General features: G+C 41.5%; 16 protein-coding genes. 11 read left to right on the top strand and 5 right to left on the bottom strand.

All coding sequences use genetic code 11. From position 1 onward, the window contains the following. Positions 1-15: 15 nt before the first annotated feature. Positions 16-351 (bottom strand): bacillithiol system redox-active protein YtxJ, encoded by a 336-nt coding sequence (gene ytxJ / locus EGN73_RS15345; protein ID WP_219291734.1) that lies wholly within the window; start codon positions 349-351, stop codon positions 16-18. A 106-nt stretch (positions 352-457) separates the two neighbouring features. Between ytxJ and EGN73_RS15340 the strand changes: the two genes are divergently transcribed. The 3 genes from EGN73_RS15340 (at position 458) to EGN73_RS15330 (ending at position 3,481) form a co-directional block, all read left to right on the top strand. Beyond that, positions 458-1,855 carry a DUF4403 family protein gene (locus EGN73_RS15340; RefSeq protein ID WP_219291731.1) on the top strand — a complete coding sequence of 466 codons (1,398 nt, stop codon included), beginning with the start codon at positions 458-460 and terminating at the stop codon, positions 1,853-1,855. Between the two features lie 564 nt (positions 1,856-2,419). Further along, complete coding sequence (locus EGN73_RS15335) at positions 2,420-2,590, top strand: DUF6922 domain-containing protein (RefSeq protein WP_219291728.1); 171 nt, start codon at positions 2,420-2,422, stop codon at positions 2,588-2,590. 129 nt (positions 2,591-2,719) lie between these two features. After that, positions 2,720-3,481, top strand: a complete 762-nt coding sequence (locus EGN73_RS15330) for an SDR family NAD(P)-dependent oxidoreductase (RefSeq protein WP_219291725.1) — start codon at positions 2,720-2,722, stop codon at positions 3,479-3,481. 598 nt (positions 3,482-4,079) lie between these two features. On the opposite strand, the gene EGN73_RS15325 is transcribed toward EGN73_RS15330, so the two are convergent. Continuing rightward, a complete protein-coding gene (locus EGN73_RS15325; RefSeq protein ID WP_219291722.1) occupies positions 4,080-5,165 on the bottom strand; it encodes a serine hydrolase domain-containing protein in 1,086 nt (361 codons plus the stop codon). Positions 5,166-5,391: 226 nt separating this feature from the next. Between EGN73_RS15325 and cysQ the strand changes: the two genes are divergently transcribed. The 8 genes from cysQ (at position 5,392) to EGN73_RS15285 (ending at position 13,303) form a co-directional block, all read left to right on the top strand. Further along, positions 5,392-6,156: a 3'(2'),5'-bisphosphate nucleotidase CysQ gene (cysQ, locus tag EGN73_RS15320; RefSeq protein ID WP_219291720.1), complete on the top strand. Its 765-nt coding sequence runs from the start codon at positions 5,392-5,394 to the stop codon at positions 6,154-6,156. Between the two features lie 34 nt (positions 6,157-6,190). Further along, positions 6,191-6,721 carry a LytR/AlgR family response regulator transcription factor gene (locus tag EGN73_RS15315; RefSeq protein ID WP_219291718.1) on the top strand — a complete coding sequence of 177 codons (531 nt, stop codon included), beginning with the start codon at positions 6,191-6,193 and terminating at the stop codon, positions 6,719-6,721. 281 nt (positions 6,722-7,002) lie between these two features. Further along, on the top strand, positions 7,003-8,376 hold the full coding sequence (locus EGN73_RS15310) for a sensor histidine kinase (RefSeq protein ID WP_219291715.1): 1,374 nt from the start codon (positions 7,003-7,005) through the stop codon (positions 8,374-8,376). 18 nt (positions 8,377-8,394) lie between these two features. Next, positions 8,395-10,164, top strand: coding sequence for a patatin-like phospholipase family protein (locus tag EGN73_RS15305; RefSeq protein ID WP_219291713.1), 1,770 nt, complete (start codon positions 8,395-8,397; stop codon positions 10,162-10,164). 171 nt (positions 10,165-10,335) lie between these two features. Continuing rightward, the gene (locus tag EGN73_RS15300) at positions 10,336-10,713 is read left to right on the top strand and encodes a response regulator (protein WP_219291711.1); all 378 of its coding nucleotides are present in this window, start codon (positions 10,336-10,338) and stop codon (positions 10,711-10,713) included. A 10-nt stretch (positions 10,714-10,723) separates the two neighbouring features. Beyond that, a complete protein-coding gene (locus EGN73_RS15295; protein WP_219291708.1) occupies positions 10,724-11,764 on the top strand; it encodes an adenylate/guanylate cyclase domain-containing protein in 1,041 nt (346 codons plus the stop codon). A gap of 57 nt (positions 11,765-11,821) precedes the next feature. Next, positions 11,822-12,709 carry a YitT family protein gene (locus EGN73_RS15290; RefSeq protein ID WP_219291705.1) on the top strand — a complete coding sequence of 296 codons (888 nt, stop codon included), beginning with the start codon at positions 11,822-11,824 and terminating at the stop codon, positions 12,707-12,709. 3 nt (positions 12,710-12,712) lie between these two features. Then, on the top strand, positions 12,713-13,303 hold the full coding sequence (locus EGN73_RS15285; RefSeq protein WP_219291703.1) for an HD domain-containing protein: 591 nt from the start codon (positions 12,713-12,715) through the stop codon (positions 13,301-13,303). Between the two features lie 4 nt (positions 13,304-13,307). Here EGN73_RS15285 and EGN73_RS15280 read toward each other — a convergent pair whose 3' ends face one another. From EGN73_RS15280 to acs, 3 genes are all read right to left on the bottom strand, one after another. Then, entirely contained in the window at positions 13,308-13,994 is a 687-nt protein-coding gene (locus EGN73_RS15280) for a 3'-5' exonuclease (protein WP_246611605.1), read from the bottom strand. Further along, a complete protein-coding gene (locus tag EGN73_RS15275; RefSeq protein ID WP_219291700.1) occupies positions 13,984-15,930 on the bottom strand; it encodes a DUF294 nucleotidyltransferase-like domain-containing protein in 1,947 nt (648 codons plus the stop codon). The genes EGN73_RS15280 and EGN73_RS15275 overlap by 11 nt, the downstream gene beginning before the upstream one ends. 94 nt (positions 15,931-16,024) lie before the next feature. Continuing rightward, positions 16,025-17,917 (bottom strand): acetate--CoA ligase, encoded by a 1,893-nt coding sequence (gene acs, locus EGN73_RS15270; protein WP_219291697.1) that lies wholly within the window; start codon positions 17,915-17,917, stop codon positions 16,025-16,027. Positions 17,918-17,945 lie beyond the last annotated feature (28 nt).

The raw sequence follows: 17,945 nt of genomic DNA, 5'->3' as shown, positions 1-17,945 counted from the left end.
TTTGTAAGCTGGCATTCAAGCCAACTCCATGATATCCCTATAACTGATACCCATGTGGCTGTTGTCGTACACCGCTTTTCCATCTTTGATCAGAATCACCTGTGGAGACTGGTGCATGATGCCGAATTCCTCTGCAATCTGATTGGAGATTTCCCTGAAGCTGATCAAATCAAGATAATAGGGTTTGATTTTTTCTGAATCTGCATCCTGCCAGTTTCTTCTTAGCCTGTCCAATGCCATGCTACTGATGCTGCACCTGGTAGAATGCTTGAAAATCAATACCGGCTTTTCCCTACTCAAATTTTTTATCTGCGTCAACTGCGTCAGATCCTCAAGTTTTTCCCAATTCATCTCTTAATATTTCTTAATTCAGATATGGGTTAAATAAATTTGGCTTAAAAATAGTTCCTTTATAAATCCGTTGACATCTTTAAAAAACATCATACTTACACCTTACATGCGCATCACCCGATTTAGCTCCATATTGATTGTACTTGTTATTTTTTCTTGTAGAAGCATTAGACCGGAGCGTCCACCTGCTGTCAGTGAATTGCAAATTGCTCCTCAGGCTGTCTCCAAGATCAATGTGCCCGTGGTTATTCCCCTCTCTTTTTTGCAGGACAACCTGAATAAAGAAGTGGGGAGCAAACTGTTTGCCGATCGGGGATTGGATCTAGGATCAGGTCTGACAGCGGACTTGGATATCAACAGAACCGGCTTACTCAGTATAAGGGCAGAGGAAAACAACCTGATCAAAGTCAAAGTACCCATGAATGCCAGAGGAGACCTCAAAATAGAAAAGCGGGTCTTTGGGCAGAACCTCTCGACCAATTTTCCTTTCAATGAAAACCTGGCTCCAGAAATCAGCTTTAAACCCGAAATCGCAACAGATTGGCAGCTCAATGTAAGCAATATCGATATAGACAATTGGGGCAGATCCCTCAGCTACAACCTGCTAGGATTTGAAATCAATCTTGAGCCTTTGGTGAAAAATCAGTTGAAAAACGTGCTTGACAACCAGCTCAAAGCTGCAAACCTGACCAGTTTTGACTTTAAAGAGATAGCCCAATCTACCTGGGATGCTTTTTCTGAACCTTACACCATTGAAGAAGCAGGGATCACAGCTCATTTTTACTCAGTCCCCAAGCGTATTTCAATTAAGGAAGAGTTTACCCAAGACCAAAACCTTGTTCTGTACATGGGAATAGAGGGAGAGATGCATTCTAAACTGGGACAAAAGCCAGATGTGGCCAAAACAGCCCTTCCTCCAATTTCCAAAGCCGCAGAAAAGGACAATTACCTTGATTTGGTTTTGCCTTTGAAAATTCCCTATTCCGATTTGGATGCATACTTGAATGAGACCTTTGATGGACAAAAGATAAGAACCAATAAAAACACGGTATTGCTGCCTACCAATCTGAGAACCCAGCAGTTTGGCGACAATACCCTGCTCAGTATGGACTTTGTAGCCATTAGAGACAATAAAAATGATATCAGCGGAAGGATGTTCTTTGTTGGAAAGCCTGAATATGACGAAGAGAGTCAGACTTTGGTTTTTACCGATCCAAAGTTTGATGTGGATACAGGCGATTTTTTAACTAACTTGGGTATCAGGCTGCGCAAAGGGAAAGTACAGAGACAGATCAAAAAAATGGCTGTGTTATCCATAGGAGAAATCTTGGACAGTGCCAAGAAAGAACTGCAAAGCCAAGGCAATATCACTACCGACTTTGCGGATTTCAGCATTGTACAGCCGGATCTGAAAATCGAAGGCATCTATCCCGATGAGGAAGCCATCACCGTTCATATTAGGGCTTTGGGAGAGGTAGATGTGAGGTTGAAAAAGTGGAAGTGATTAATTGTGTAATTGTTGAATTGATTAACTGATGAGGTAGGGGTTGTTAAGGTGCAACTAAAAGGAGGAAGGATGAGAAGTGAGAGACAAGAGACAAGAAACAAGAGACAAGAAACAAGAGACAAGAGACAAGAGACAAGAGACAAGAAACAAGAGATAAAGCCTTTTCCGAACATTTGAGGAAACAAGATGGGCTTGAAATAAGTGAGAAGGTAAGATTATCGAATAACCTCGTAAATCGTAAATCGTACTTCGTAATTTTAAAAAGACCAGAAGGGAGCGGTTATAGACCCAGTGCTTTCGAAATTCATCATTCGATATTCGATATTCGATATTTCATAATTTCGAATAATGAATAATGAATAATGAATAATGAATCAAGAAACAAGAGACAAGAGGCAAGAGACAAGAAACAAGAAACAAGAGACAAGAAACAAGAGATAAAGGCTTTTCCGAACATTTGAGGAAACAAGATGGGCTTGGAAACAAGTGAGAAGGTAAGATTATCGGAAGGCCTCGTAAATCGTATATCGTATTTCGTAATTTTAAAAAAACTTGAATCAAATGGGACATAAAGAAAAACCGGTATTCGAAAAAAGGATTTTTTGGGATGTGGACTTTGAAAACCTGGACTATGATGCCAAGGCCAAGTTTGTCATTGAGCGGGGAGATGTACCGGATTTCAGAAACTGCAGACGGTATATGGTGATGAAAAAATCTCAGTGGTGCTTTTAAATGCTAAATTTCTTCCCGAAACAAGAATGTATTTGGCTGCAGCCGTAATTGATAAGCCTATAACCGAATTCAGATGCTACAAATTGAGACAGTCAAACCCGGAACTTTTTCCTTATTGAATAAAACTTTATGAAACTTAAAGATCAGGTTTTTATCATTACAGGAGCTACTTCGGGAATGGGAAGGGCGATAGCCATAAAGTTTGCCATAGAAGGGGCCAAAATGATTTTGGGCGGTAGAAATGAAGAAAGGGGTATGTTTCTCCTCAATGAAATCACAGGATTGGGTGCTAAAGCTTTTTTCCTCCCTGGGGACGTGGCCGAGGAATCTTACAATCAGAACTTGGTTAAAACCGCTTTAGAAAAATTTGGCAAAATTGACGGGATATCCATCAATGCAGGTACTCTTGGTCTGGGTGCGCTGACAGAATTGTCCTCAGAAAGCTGGCACAGAACTTTTGCTGTCAATGTGGATGCAGCATTTTACCTTTTGAAGGCAGGATTACCTGAATTGAAAAAAAGCAATAATACCAATGTACTCATCAATGCGTCAATTGCGGCATTTAAAAATTTCCCGAACCACCCGGCTTATTGTGCTTCCAAAGCGGCCCTTGTGGCTTTAGCCAAACAGGTAGCAGTAGATTATGCACCTGAAGTAAGGATCAACTGCATTTGTCCGGGCCCTGTAGATACACCGTTTATCCATGCTTCTGCGGTAGCATTTCAGGACCCTGAAAAAGCCGTGGAAGATGCTGGTAAAAACACCCCACTCCAAAGGTTGGGGCGTCCGGAAGATGTAGCCAACTTAGCACTTTTTCTGGCATCTGAAGATGCATGTTGGATTACCGGAGCCGTTTACACCATTGATGGAGGGGCAATGGTTAAAAGCTAGGATTTATCTTATATGATTTTTGTATGCTTTTCCCGATTTTCGGGACAAGTCGTGGTTCAATTTTTTCTTAGTTTATGCTAAGTTATTAGCATTGACATTTACGGAAAGAGAATGACAGTTGGGGTACGTCATCCTGAGTCATTAAAATTGGCATTTACAGAAAGGAAATGACAGTTGGTGTACGTCATCCTGATCCGGAGCTTGCGGAGGTGAAGGATCTCCTCTCTTTAAAAGTAGGAGATTCTTCACTACGTTCAGAATGACGATTCCTCCATATCTGTCATTGGTAGAAAGGAAAAATCGCCCATAGTTTAGGAGATGCTCCGCAATGCTGCGGGACAGGCTTTCGACTCTGCAAGCTCCGCTTCCAATGCCAAATAGCTATTTCTCGCGGCGATCGCTGCGACCTCGCTGCGCACGCTGCGTGAAACCATTTGTCATTTGATTATCTGTAAATGCCAAATTTTAAAATCTCAGCATGACACGTAATTTTGTCATTACCCTTTCTGAACATTCCCCTAAATGTTAAATTCTCAGGGTGACGTATTACTCCGATTTATGTCAATGGTAGGTGTAAAAGGTCTGGCCGAAACAAGTTTTACCATTTTTTCAATACCTCCAAGGCTTCCTCCATCAATTGGTCTTTGTAAGGATGGGCATTGTTGTTGAGTAATATTAAGGTCTTTTGCTGATCGATCAGGCGGATGATTTTGGTTCTGTAGCCCGGGTTATCACCATCATGAGAGACAATTTTCCCCACTTGATCATCATCGCTGATGTCCCAACCAAAACCGTAATTGCTTTCACTTCCATCGTTTAACTTCATGGGTGAAAAAGCTTCCTCAAGTGTTTCTCTTGAAACCAATTGTTCTGTATATAGAGCCTGATCCCATTTCAACAGATCCTGGGCCGTGCTGCTGATTCTGCCCGGACCTTTTCTGTTGCCCAGCCATACAGTATAGTCGGAATCATGGAATTTGTTGGCATTGACATATTCTCCGTTTTCATCCTTTAGATGACCTGCAGCGAAGTTTTCAACATTGGCTTTTTCTTCCAAAGTCCGGATATCGGTATCGGACATTTCCAAAGGTTCAAAAATCCATTTTTTGGAAAGGTCAATAAAGTCTTCCCCTGTGGCTTTTTCTACTATACTTGCCAAAAAAACATAGGCCGTATTGCTGTATTCGTAGCGCTCACCTGGCTGAAATAACATGGGAGGATTGTATTCCCGAAGGTATTCCAAGATATCCTCGTTTCCTGCTACCTTGCTTTTATCCCAATGCTTATCCATTACTTCCTGATAGTCCGGCAATCCCGAGGTATGGGTAAAAAGATGCCTGATGCTTATACCCGAGTAGGGGACTTCTAAGTATTTGTCAATGGGGTCATCAAATTGCAACAGGCCTTTTTCCTGGCACATCATTACCATCATGGCGGTAAACTGTTTGGAGACCGAGGCCATTTCAAAAATATCCGTGGTCAGTAGTTCTACCTCATTTTCAAAATTCCTGTACCCTACTGCTTCTTCAAAAAAAGCTCCTCCCTGTTCTGCCAATAGCAATACACCGGAAAAACCCTCTGTTCCTGCTTTTTCAAAAATTTGTTTGATTGTCTCTGTTTTTTCTTGAGCCCTAACCGAAAATATAAGTGAGATAGCAAGGATTGTGGAAATCAATTTTTTCATAGTGATCATTTAAAACTAACCTGAGCGTCTAACCCTACTTTGTCATCTTAGAAAATGACAAGAAAAAACCTGCCAGGTTTTTTTGACACGATAAATTTCAAAACTGATTTGGCTCATAAACCTGGCAGGCTTGACCTAATCTGCTACTTTGACAAGGTAAGATTAAATATTATTCAAAATACTGATTAGCTTGGGGATTAGAAAATATTCCTTTAAAATAGTATTGATGCCTCATTTTGAATTTGACCTTGAAGCTGTAAAGAAAACTGCCGTACAGGCCGGGAAAGTGATTTTAGAGTATTATCAAAAGACCGATCTTGGATTGGAATTGAAGCCGGATCAATCTCCTCTGACTTTGGCAGATAAGGCCGCCCATAAAGTTATCATGGAAGGATTAGCCAATACCGGAATACCCATACTGTCAGAGGAGGGTGAAAAAATCCCTCTTCAGAACCGGAAAAACTGGGATTATTTTTGGATGGTGGACCCATTGGATGGGACCAAGGAGTTTGTTAAAAGAAATGGAGAATTTACGGTCAATATTGCCTTGATAGATAATGGAAAAGCCGTTTTTGGAGTGGTATATGCCCCTGTTCTTGGGGATTTGTATTGGGGAAAAGTCGGAAATGGGGCTTGGAAAAGAGATGCATTTGGGGCAGTTCAAGCCATACAGGCAAGCGGCTTCCAAACCGTCAACCGGATAGTGGCCAGCCGTTCTCATCTCAACGAAGCTACCCGGCAGTTTCTCAAAAATTATCCTGAAGCCGAACTGATCAGCATGGGTTCATCATTGAAATTGCTGCTTGTGGCCGAAGGGAAAGCCCAACTATACCCAAGGCCTGCACCAACCATGGAGTGGGATACCGCCGCGGCACATGCTATAGTCAAGGCTGCGGGAGGAAAGGTTCTTAAATGGAACTCCGAAGAAGAACTTTCCTACAATAAGGAAGATTTACTGAATCCTTGGTTTCTGGTGAAAGGGAAAAGTTAAATTTTTTGATGAGGGATTTTGGCCCCTGTATTTTTTGTTGGAAAATATCCCTTCTTCATTTGAAGTTATTAGCGCTTTGATCAAAACATCTTTGGAGCTTTACCCTGAGGCTTTTTTGGTAAAACCGAGCTCAGATGAGCAAATTTTAATTACTTTAAGAAGAATACTGTGTACCCAGATTTCCGGGCAACTGACTGAAAAGCAATTTCCAGATTGCTTTTATATAAGAGAGAGGGACTGTTTTCACAGGATAAGTGTAGAGGAGATTGAAAAGATTTTAGCGGACAAAGGGGTGATTCATATCTTCACAAATCATGGGAAAAAATATACGATTTCCCTTTGTCTGAAACAGTTCGCTGAACAATTCCCCTTTCCGACCTTACAACGTGTGAATAGGTCTTGCATTATCAATTTAACGCATTTGAAAAAATTCAACCAGAACTATGTTTGGGTCAACGGTAGTCCAATCCTATTTGGAGAAAATTACAAGAAGGAGTTTTATGATAAAGTACGAATTTTGAAAACGGGTTGGAAGACTTCTTTGCCCCAGGTTATAGAGAATTGATGATTGGCTTTTTTTCTTTCTACAAATTAAGAATAATTCTTTCTCAATGATCTGATCAGTAGGTAAAGGGGTTATGTGTAAGGCTAAGATTTGATATAGTAAAAGCACTTTGGTTTTACTTTTTAGTTGATTGAATTTCAAATGACATCAGGGCTTATTCAAATAAAAAAAAACAAACTTTCACCTGTTTTTCAATCACTCTTCCAAAAATGCTAGACTAACTCGCATTAATTTAGTTACTTAACCTATTGATTTTATTCCAGCACAAATTTCAATAGCAAATGGGCTTAGAAAATATTGTTACCATTATCCTCCTCTACTATCTGCATAAAAATGCCAAGGCTGCAAATGTCTCACAGGAATGGAGGAAATACATCTGGTTTGGCTTTTTGTTGGCCATCTTCCTGTTGCTATTTGGGAGCACAGGTGTCATTCCTTCTTTGCTTACCTCTGCACTAAGCATAGCCTTAATAGGCGGAGTTGCCTATTTGGTACTGAATTATGATGAATTTCAAAATACCAAACCACTTTTTATTGCTGTCATCCCATTGATTGCCGTCTCTGTGGTCGGTGACTTGATAGAAGCCATCGACAAATCTTTTTACAAAAAAGTGGATATGATTTTCGATGTAGCTTCATTTTTCGCATTTATCTGGGCTATAGTCATGTATTTTACCTATAGAAAGCAGAGAAGAATCAGAGAGGCGGAAAGACTGGTTGCTATCGAAAGGGAGCGTGAATTTGAAATCACCCAGAAAATAAAAGCCCAGCTTGAAAAGGACGTAGAGGAAAGAACTGTAGCCCTTACCAGGCAAAAGGAAGAACTTGAAAATACTTTGGCTGAACTTAGGGCCACACAAAGTCAGTTGATCCATGCCGAAAAGATGGCAAGCCTTGGTGAACTTACCGCAGGAATTGCACATGAAATCCAAAACCCCCTCAACTTTGTCAATAATTTCGCAGAGGTCAGTTCTGAGCTGGTAGAAGAAATGCAACAAGAACTCGAAAAGGGCGACCTAGAGGAGGTTAAGTATATTTTTGAAGACCTGAAGGTCAACTTAGAAAAAATTAACCATCACGGTAAAAGAGCAGACGGAATAGTCAAAGGCATGCTTCAGCATAGCCGCAACAGTCAGAGTCAAAAGGAACTCACTGACATAAATGCCTTGGCAGATGAATTCTTAAGGCTTTCCTATCATGGTTTGAGGGCAAAAGACAAAACTTTCAACGCCAATTTTTTAACTGATCTTGATCCTAGTTTGCCTAAAATTGAAATTGTCCCGCAGGATATTGGTAGGGTGTTTCTCAACTTGATCAACAATGCTTTCTATGCCTGTAACGAAAAAAGCAAGCTTTTGAGAAATTCTGGCAAAAATGTAGATTATAAACCTGAGGTCACTGTTTCCACCCAGCTAGGGGACAATGAACTGGAAATTAACATTTCAGATAATGGGTCTGGAATTCCGGAATCGATCAGGGAAAAAATCTTCCAACCTTTCTTCACGACCAAGCCAACAGGACAGGGCACCGGTCTTGGCTTGTCTTTAAGCTATGATATTGTCAAGGCTCATGGAGGGGCTTTAGAGGTTGAAAGTGAAAATGAGAAAGGAACCATATTTAAAATTAGATTACCGATTTCAAAAAAATCACCTTAAATTAAGAAAAAATGACCTATGGAAAATGCATCCAATTTTGACCCTTATTTTCAGAAACTTTTAGGCAATCTTTTTGGAGAAGTGGATGAGGCGGTTCTAAAAGAGTTTTTTGAAAGCGGTACCCTGAAGACCGTGGATACAGGTGAATACCTTTTCAAACAAGGAGATGTCCAAAATGAGCTTTATGTAGTGCTTTCTGGAAGGTTGAGGGCTTTGCAGGACAATGAGGGCAAGATGGTGATTCTTGGGGATATTGGTGAAGGAGAGCCTGTTGGGGAAATAGCTTTATTTACAAGTGAGCCCAGAATGGCCTCTGTTTTGGCTGTCAGAAGATCCAGCGTACTTGAAATAAACAAACAACAATACGCAAGTATAGTGAGTAAAAGCCCAGATTTTGCAGCGGCTCTTACCCGATTTGTAATCAAAAGATTGCGTAGAAATATCCTGCAACAACATGTAGAAGCTGCCCCAAAGAATATAGCCATTTTTCACCTGCAGCAGAATGAAGATATTTCATCATTTGTGGAAGCGCTTAGGACCCAGCTTACCCATGATTTTCTGGAGGCCAAGGTATACTCAAAAAAGGAAACCCCTATTGGGCAACTTTTTGATTCATTGGAATCCCATAAAGGAACCAACCTGATGTATTGTAATGGAAGCGAGCCTGAATGGACTAAGCATTGCTTGATTTATGCGGACTTGGTTGTGGTGCTAAGTAGTTCTGAGGCAGAAAGCAAGCTTTCCGAACTGGAGGAGTCCAATGGCCTGTATCAGCCTGGAGTGTTGAATAAAAAAACCATTCTCGTTCTCCTACACGAAAAAGACACCCCGAGGCCCGTCAACACCAAAGAGTGGCTTGAGGAAAGGCCGGTAAACTTGCATCTTCATATCAGGAAAGAAAATCCCAAAGACCTCCGAAGGCTCAGCCGAATGCTTACCAATAGGGCAGTAGGACTTGTTTTGGGTGGTAGCGGTACCAAAGGATATGCACATGTAGGAGCTGTCAAAGCACTTTTGAATGCTGGGATTGAGGTGGATTTTGTGGGGGGTACAAGTGCAGGGGCGGTTTATGGCATTGCCATGACCTATGCTGATTTTGAATTTAAAAAAATAGAACAGATTTGCCAGCAATCTACTGCCCAGGATGAAGGGGTCAATGATTTTTTTCTCAAGATGTTCTCCAATACTACTGAAACAGGAATTGAAGCTTATTTCAAAAAATTGTTCGGTGAATCCTGCTTGGAAGACCTTTGGGTCACTTCTTACTGTGTCTCTACCAATCTTTCCAATTCGCAGATCAGGGTACACAATAAAGGTAAGATTTGGGAGCAGGTTCAGGCAAGCTTTGCTTTGCCTGGCATTTTTCCTCCTGTGGTTATAGAAGATCAGGTATATGTGGACGGAGGAGTCTCGGACAATCTGCCTGTAGAGCCCATGTACCGCTACCCGGTCAAGCACATCATTGCCATTTCGCTTAATGGTTCTGAACCGGAAGATGTGGCGGCTAAAGAATTTTCCAAAAAGTGGGAGCGACTCAAAGAAGCCTTTGCAAAAGACAAAAAATATGACAATCCGGCCCTTACCTCTGTTTTGGTCAATTCCATGACCCTAAATAGCAAGCAAAAAGCGGAAATTACCAAGTCCAAAGTGTCATTGTATTTTGAAATGAACCTGAGGGCTGTATCCCTTTTGGATGATAGCAAGTGGGAAAAAGTAGTGAAAAAAGGCTATGAACAAACCAGGGATTTTTTAGGAGGGTTATCAGGAAATGAGGTTTTTTGGGGCTGATTGTTTAGTTTCGCTAATTTAAAACCTTTTCAGAAAAATATAAAAAACCCATATTAAGAGTACCGACGTATTATGCTGTGTTTTTAGGAAAAGGTTGATGTTTTTAATTAATGTTTGTAGTACAAAACTGTCAATTTTGATCAGGTATAAGTACTAAATAAAAAATGAGTCATGAAAATTCTAATTGTAGATGATGAAAAGGATGTAGAAACACTTTTCAGACAAAAATTCAGAAAGGAAATCAGAAAAGGGGATATCTCCCTTGAATTTGCTTTTTCCGGTGATGAGGCCCTGCAAATTCTATCTTCGGAGGATCCCCCCAAGTTTGTATATGTATTTTCTGATATCAATATGCCGGGTATGACTGGGTTGGAACTGCTTGATAAAATCAAGGCAAAATTTCCTGAAATCAATGTCAGCATGATTTCTGCCTATGGAGACAAGGAAAATTACGAAAAAGCCATACAGTCCGGAGCCAAGGAGTTTTTTACAAAACCCATAGATTTCGATTCACTGAAAGAAGAAATCAATAAATTGACCAACTTATAAAATGAATACGATGGCAAAGATATTGGTGGTGGATGATGAGGAAGATCTGGAAGTATTGATCCGGCAGAAGTTCAGGCAAAAAATCAGACAAAACGAGTACGAGTTTGTATTTGCCATGAATGGGAGGCATGCTTTGGAACAGCTTCAGGCACATCAGGACATCGACATGGTGCTGAGTGATATCAACATGCCTGAGATGGACGGACTGACGCTACTTACTAAAATCAGCGAACAGAATTCACTCCTGAAGTCCGTTATTGTTTCGGCCTATGGGGACATGGACAATATCCGTACAGCGATGAACCGGGGAGCTTTCGATTTCGTGACCAAGCCGGTCAATTTTGCAGACTTAGAAATCACCATCGAAAAAACCATCAAGCACGTCCGTCAGCTAAGAGATACCCTCAGGGCAATTAAGGAGAACAACATACTCAAAATGTATGTGGATGAAACCGTGCTCAACTTCATGGGCTCTAAAGAAATCGAAAAGGCTTTGGCAGAAAATGAAATCCAAGATGGTACGGTCTGCTTTATAGACATCTGTAGCTTTACTTCTATAAGTGAAAATGAACCGGCTGATGTAGTTGTAGGAATGCTCAATGCCTACTTTGATATCATGGTGAAAGAAATCATCAAAGAAAACGGTGTGGTGGACAAATTTATGGGCGATGCCATCATGGCGACATTCAAAGGGGAGTATCACTTGGACAGGGCGATAGATGCCTGCCTTGCCATCAGAAACCTGATCAAGGAAAGTGGTATCCAAGGCAATTCCAAAAACTATTCGCCTGAGGTATCTATTGGCATCAATACAGGGGACATGGTGTGGGGAAATATTGGTTCAAAAACCCTCAGAAGGCTTGACTACACAGTCATAGGGGATACAGTCAACGTAGCTGCAAGGCTGCAGGCATCGGCAGATAAAAACCAGATTCTTATACCGGAAAAATGCTACGAACTGGTCCGTGAATCTTTTAAATGCAAAGAAGTTGGTAGCCTCAAATTGAAGAACAAACAGCTTCCTCTACTCGCTTTTGAAGTTCTGGAATAAGAATTAATTTTTTGATATCCCAAAATATGCCCTAAATTCAAAACCAAAATCCAGTATATGGCCCTGTCGAAAAAGATAAATTGGAAATCCGTTTTTTCCCTAAAGTCCATTACCTACACTGTTTTAGGGGTATTTCTTGCCGTAGTCGGACTCCAAGGATTTATGGTACCCAACAACTTTCTGGATGGAGGAGTCACAGGTATATCTATTCTGGTCAAAGGATTTTCGGACATCCATATCAGCTGGTTGCTGATCTTCTTCAATCTCCCTTTTTTGATTATAGGATACAGCAAAATAGGTCAGACCTTTAGTTTGAAAGCGCTGATTGCAGTCATACTATTGGCTCTTGGGATGTATTTTATTGAAATTCCTCCCGTAACAGAAGATAAGGTTTTGATTGCCGTATTTGGAGGGTTTTTTATCGGATTGGGCATTGGCTTTGTCATCCGTGGAGGCGGTGTCATAGACGGCTTGGAAGTGATTGGATATTATACCCAAAAGAAATCAGGGTTTACATCTGGAGAAATCATTCTGGTGATGAATACCCTGATCATATTGGGTGCGGCATATAAGTTTGGCATTGAGACAGGGATGTATTCGATTTTGGTGTACTTCACGGCCATGAAAACCTCGGACTATGTAGTGGACGGATTCGAAGAATACACTGCCATGACTATCATTTCAAAGGATTTTGATCAGATCAAAGGGTTGATAGTCAATGAATTTGGGAAGGCTATTTCGGTCTACAAAGGTGAAAGGGGATATTTACCGACAAGCTTTGATGTCAAAGCAGATGTGGATATCATCATGACCATAGTGACCCGACTGGAAATCCACAGGATCAAAGAAGCAGTAACAGAGATAGACCCCAAGGCCTTTTTTTACATCCAGAGTATCAAGGAAGTAAAAGGAGGATTGATCAAAAGGAAAAGCGGTCAGCATTGATGTATGATAGCATTCGAAACTTTAAGAGAGCAATTTTTGCGGCGTTTGGATTCCGAATTGCCGGGGAAGCTTACCTACCACAATGCACAGCACACACAATATGTAGTAAACAAAGCGGTGGAAATCGCCGGAAAGGAAAATGTGAATGGAGATCAGCTCGAGTTGGTCAAGTTTGCTGCCTTGTATCATGATGCAGGATTTCTGATCAAAAAAGAAGAGCACGAGGCTCTTGGGTGTGGAATTATCAGGGAAGAGTTTCCGGGATACGGATTCAATGAGGATGAAATTGAAGCAGTCTGTGGTATGGTGATGGCCACCAGAATTCCTCAAACCCCACACAACCTTTTGGAAAAGATAGTGGCTGATGCGGATCTGGAATATCTTGGGACGGATCTTTTTGAGCTGGGAAGTGATAGGCTATTTAGGGAAATCAGGTTCGATAACCCCTTTTTTTCTCCCAAAGAATGGATTGAAATCCAGATTAGGTTCCTTTCCGAGCATCACTACCACACTGATTTTTGTAAGGAATATAGGGAGCCAAAAAAGCAGCTCCATATTTTTTCACTAAAGGAAAAGTTAAAAAATATTTCCTGATTGATTATCTCATGAGGCTTTTGAAGTCTTTCACTCCGATTTTCTCTGCTTTTTTGAGCAGCTTTAGTAGAAGTTGGGCAGTAAGAAAAGCATCGCCTGCCGCTGTGTGCCTGTCATCTATGGGTACCTCATGTCTTTCACATAAGCTGTCAAGGCTGTATTCCCCGGGTTTTCCCGTTCTAAGGTCATAATGATATCCCTTTTCCAGTCTTGTTGCAAGGTATTGGGTATCCAGAATAGGGTTTTTGAAATTTTTGAAGCCAAATGGTGCGAGTTTTCTCTCTATCACTTTGAGATCAAAGCCTATATGATGTCCTACAATGATATGCTTGTCAATATATTTAAGGAACTCTTCTGCAAAAAATTCATCGGATACGGGGTTTTTGGGCTCAATGATTTCGTGGATTTTAATGGATTCCCTATTTAAAATATTGGTAGTAAAAAAATATTCCCTGCTGCTGTTGACCAGGATTTTTTCATTCCGAATCAAGACGGCACCAAAAGATACCAAATCATCTTTTTCAGAATTAAGGCCTGTGGTTTCGGTGTCCAATACCACAAAGTTCAGCTGACTAATGGGCCTGTTACCAGGGGTTTTCTCCTGGTTTTTTTCCTCATAAGCGGTGACAAAGTCTGCCTTTGGCTGTGTACCTGAAAATAAAAAATTCCACCACCTCATATCAGCTTCCAAAATAGTCAAGTTGAAACCTCACTTTGATGATTTTCTGTAATTCATCTATGGGGTAGAAAGTATTTTTGAGCATTTGCCTTTGCAGTTTTCCAAGCTTTTCAGGGTTGATATACCTGCCGGAATTGTTGTGGGTAATCCCTTCGATAGCCCTCATCCGCATCAGAATTTCGTATGCTTTTCCCGCTTCCCTCATCAGTTCGCTGTGGTTGGGTTCGAGTTCGGCCAGTTTTTCAAACCTCCTGAAAGTATTGTTGATCCCCACCACATTGTGACTCAGGATCAAGAGGCGGGCAATATCAGCAAGAGGCATCATGGCCCGTAGTTTGATATCAAATTTGTCTTTCTGTTCGCCTGATTTTTCCAATATGAAGTTTCGGAAGAAACCGAGCGGTGGTGGATTGAGAAGTGCGTTTTTGGCGAGAAAGTTAAGGAAAATGTTTTTGGAGGAGATTTCGCGATAAATGTGCTCTCTTAAAACGGAAATAAACCTTTTAGTACCATAGATGGCTCTGAAATCAAAAAAGATGGTAGCCTTCATCAATGCATTCTGATTTGGGCTAAGGATCCAGTCCGAAAAGTAATTTTTCCATACAGCAAGTGGTTGGCACCATAAGGGGTTATTGGCCATCATTTTGGCTGGGCAAGGCTGGAACCCACATGCCAGCAAAATTTCCACTATTTTTTCTCCCATCTCAAGGAAGTACTGTTGGGTTTTTTCGAATGCATTCTCTGGTACATCTTCAAAGATGATGGCGTTGTCGAGGTCTGTCCTTAGCAGCTGTTCTTCTCTTCCTTCGCTTCCCAAAGAGACGAAGCAGAACTTCACTTGGCTTTGTTCCGGAAATTCTTTTTCAAGCTGATTTTGGGAAATGCGTATAGCTTTTTCGATGATGATATCGTTGATTTCCGAAATGATATTCGCCACGAAATCCATGGTGACTTCATTTTCCAAATAATATCTCAGTAAGCTTTCTGCTCTGTTTCGGATGGCAGCCATTTCTGCAATGTCCTCGGTATTCATCAAGGCCTTGATAAGTACGGCAGGACTATTTCCCTGAGAGAGGAGCAGATCATGATCTGACAATACTCCTGTGACAGGGCTTTCAGGGGTTCCATTTTCTGTGAAAATCAGGTGATGAAGCCTGCTTTTGACCATGGTAAGGTATAAGTCAGAAAAATCCGAATCCTGCTTTTTGGTCAAAACAGGTGAGCTCATCAAGTCAGAGACTGGGGTCGTATTAGGAAGTCCTTTGGAAACGAGTCTGTTGCGTATATCCTTATCCGTGATGATTCCAAGTGGGTGGAAAAGTTCATTGACGATTACTATGGAGCCTACGTTTTTGGATTCCATCAAGGAGGCAGCTTCTTTTATGCTGGTTTGGGGACCGCATGAAAGTACATCTTTGGAATAATTGAAATCAGACCTGCCGGTAAAGATCAGAAGGCCACGGTCTTCTTGGTTTTTTTGAAGAACAGAGCGGGCCTTTTGTGACTCGGATAAGTCATTTCTGACGACCACCTGCCCTGAGGCAAATCCTGCCGCAAAATACAGACTGACTCTGCTGTTTTCTTTGAGTAATTTTTCAAAAACAGAAACCGGAACGGCATACACAAGGCTATCTTCTGTAGCTTGCGCCGAAAGGATATAGGGCCTTTGCCCCAAAAGTGCCAGCACCCCAAATACGTCACCTTCATCACAGACTTCTATGATGCTCTTCTTATCGTCTCTGGTGTCCAAAAGTGTAACTGAGCCTTGCCTGAGGACAAAGAAACAGTTTTGTGCTTGATCTCCTTTTGAAAACAACAGTTCGTCTTTGGAAAAAAACCTTATTTCCACACTTTCTGCCACTTCCTCCAGAGGAGCATCTTCCAGAAACGAAAAGGGAGGATAGAGTTTCAAAAACTCCTTGACCCTTCTGATAATGACGTTTGACATATTTTGGATAGGAAATATTGGAATAAAGATTTGATAAAAATAAGAAATGCGGTCTGGGATTTACTCCAAACCGCATAATTATTGGATTCATGGATTATTTACGTCCATCAATAATCTCCTTGACTACCTCAGGATCCAGTAATGTGGAGGTGTCACCCAGATTTTCTGTAACTCCTTCAGCTACTTTTCTCAGGATTCTCCTCATGATTTTTCCGGAACGTGTCTTGGGTAGGCCTGAGACCACCTGTATTTTATCAGGCTTTGCGATCGGTCCGATGATTTTACTTACTGTATCTTTTATTTCATTGACCAGATTTTCTTCGGTTCTGTTGGTCATGTCACAGATCACATAAGCATAAATTCCCTGACCTTTTACTTCATGTGGATAACCCACTACTGCTGATTCAATAACCAGCGGATGTTCATTGATGGCATTTTCTACCTCAGCTGTTCCCATCCTGTGCCCTGAAACATTGATGACATCGTCTACCCTTCCCAAAATCCTGTAGTATCCATCGTGGTCTCTTTTGACCCCATCTCCAGTGAAATACATGCCTTTGTAGGTGGAGAAATAAGTCTGCTTACACCTGTCATGATCACCCCAAGTAGTTCTGATCATTGATGGCCAAGGGAATTTGATGCAAAGGTTTCCTTCTACCGAATTTCCTGTAAGTTCTTTTCCATCGGCATTAACAATACAGAGTTGGACCCCGGGAAGTGGAAGCGTAGCGTATGCAGGTTTGGTTGGGGTAATTCCTGCAATGGGAGATACCATGATCCCACCTGTTTCTGTCTGCCACCAAGTATCCACAATAGGACATCTTGATTTTCCGATATGGGTATAATACCATCTCCAGGCTTCCTCATTTATAGGCTCTCCCACAGATCCCAAAACTTTCAGGGAGTCCAAGCTGTATGGCTCTATCGGCTCTGTACCATGTGCCTGAAGTGCCCTGATAGCTGTAGGTGCGGTATAGAATTGGTTTACTTTGTATTTGTCTATCACAGCCCAAAACCGGCCTGCATCCGGGAAAGTCGGCACTCCTTCAAACATTAGGGTGGTAGCACCCGCCAGAAGGGGGCCGTATACGATATAGGAATGCCCGGTAATCCAACCAATATCGGCAGTGCACCAATACACATCTCCTGGGGAATACTGGAAGACATTTTCAAAGGAATACTTGGTATAGACCATGTATCCTCCTGTGGTGTGGACTACTCCTTTTGGCTTCCCGGTAGAGCCGGAAGTGTACAGGATAAATAATGGATCTTCGCTGTCTACAGTTTCTGCTTTGTGGTCTGTGGATATGCCTTCCAGGCACTCACTCCACCAATAGTCACGTCCTTCCTTCATTATAACATCCTGACCGGTTCTCTTACATACAATGACAGTATCTACACTTGACTTTTCCAGTGCCTCATCGACCACTGCCTTTACCGCAATTTTCTTATTGCCTCGGAAGTTTCCGTCTGAAGTAAGTATGGCCTTGGCTTCACAGTCAACTATCCTGTCGGCTAAGGCCGAAGCAGAAAATCCTGCAAACACCACAGAATGAATGGCCCCTATCCTGGCACAGGCAAGCATGGCTACAGCTGCTTCAGGAATCATGGGCATGTAAATGATTACGCGGTCTCCTTTTTGGATACCTTTTGAAAGCAGCACGTTTGCAAATTGGCAGACATCCTTATACAGTTGCTTGTAAGTGATATTTCGGCTTTCTTCATTTGGATCATTGGGTTCCCAAATGATCGCAGTCCTGTCACCATGTGTAAAAAGGTTTTTCTCAAAAATGCTTTCAGTGATGTTCAATTTGCCATTGACAAACCATTTGACATCCGGACCTTCAAAATCCCACTCCAGGACTTGATCCCACCTTTTCTGCCAATGAAAAGAGTCAGCGATTCTTGCCCAGAATTTTTCAGGCTCGGTTACGGATTTTTGATATTCATGAAAATAACCACTAAGGGTATGGATTCTATCACTCATTATATTAGTTATTTATAGGTTTTTTGAT

Source organism: Arthrospiribacter ruber, assembly GCF_019343195.1.
Lineage (GTDB): Bacteria > Bacteroidota > Bacteroidia > Cytophagales > Cyclobacteriaceae > Arthrospiribacter > Arthrospiribacter ruber.
The sequence above is the reverse complement of the archived record's forward strand: the minus strand, read 5'-3'. Positions and strand labels throughout refer to the sequence as shown.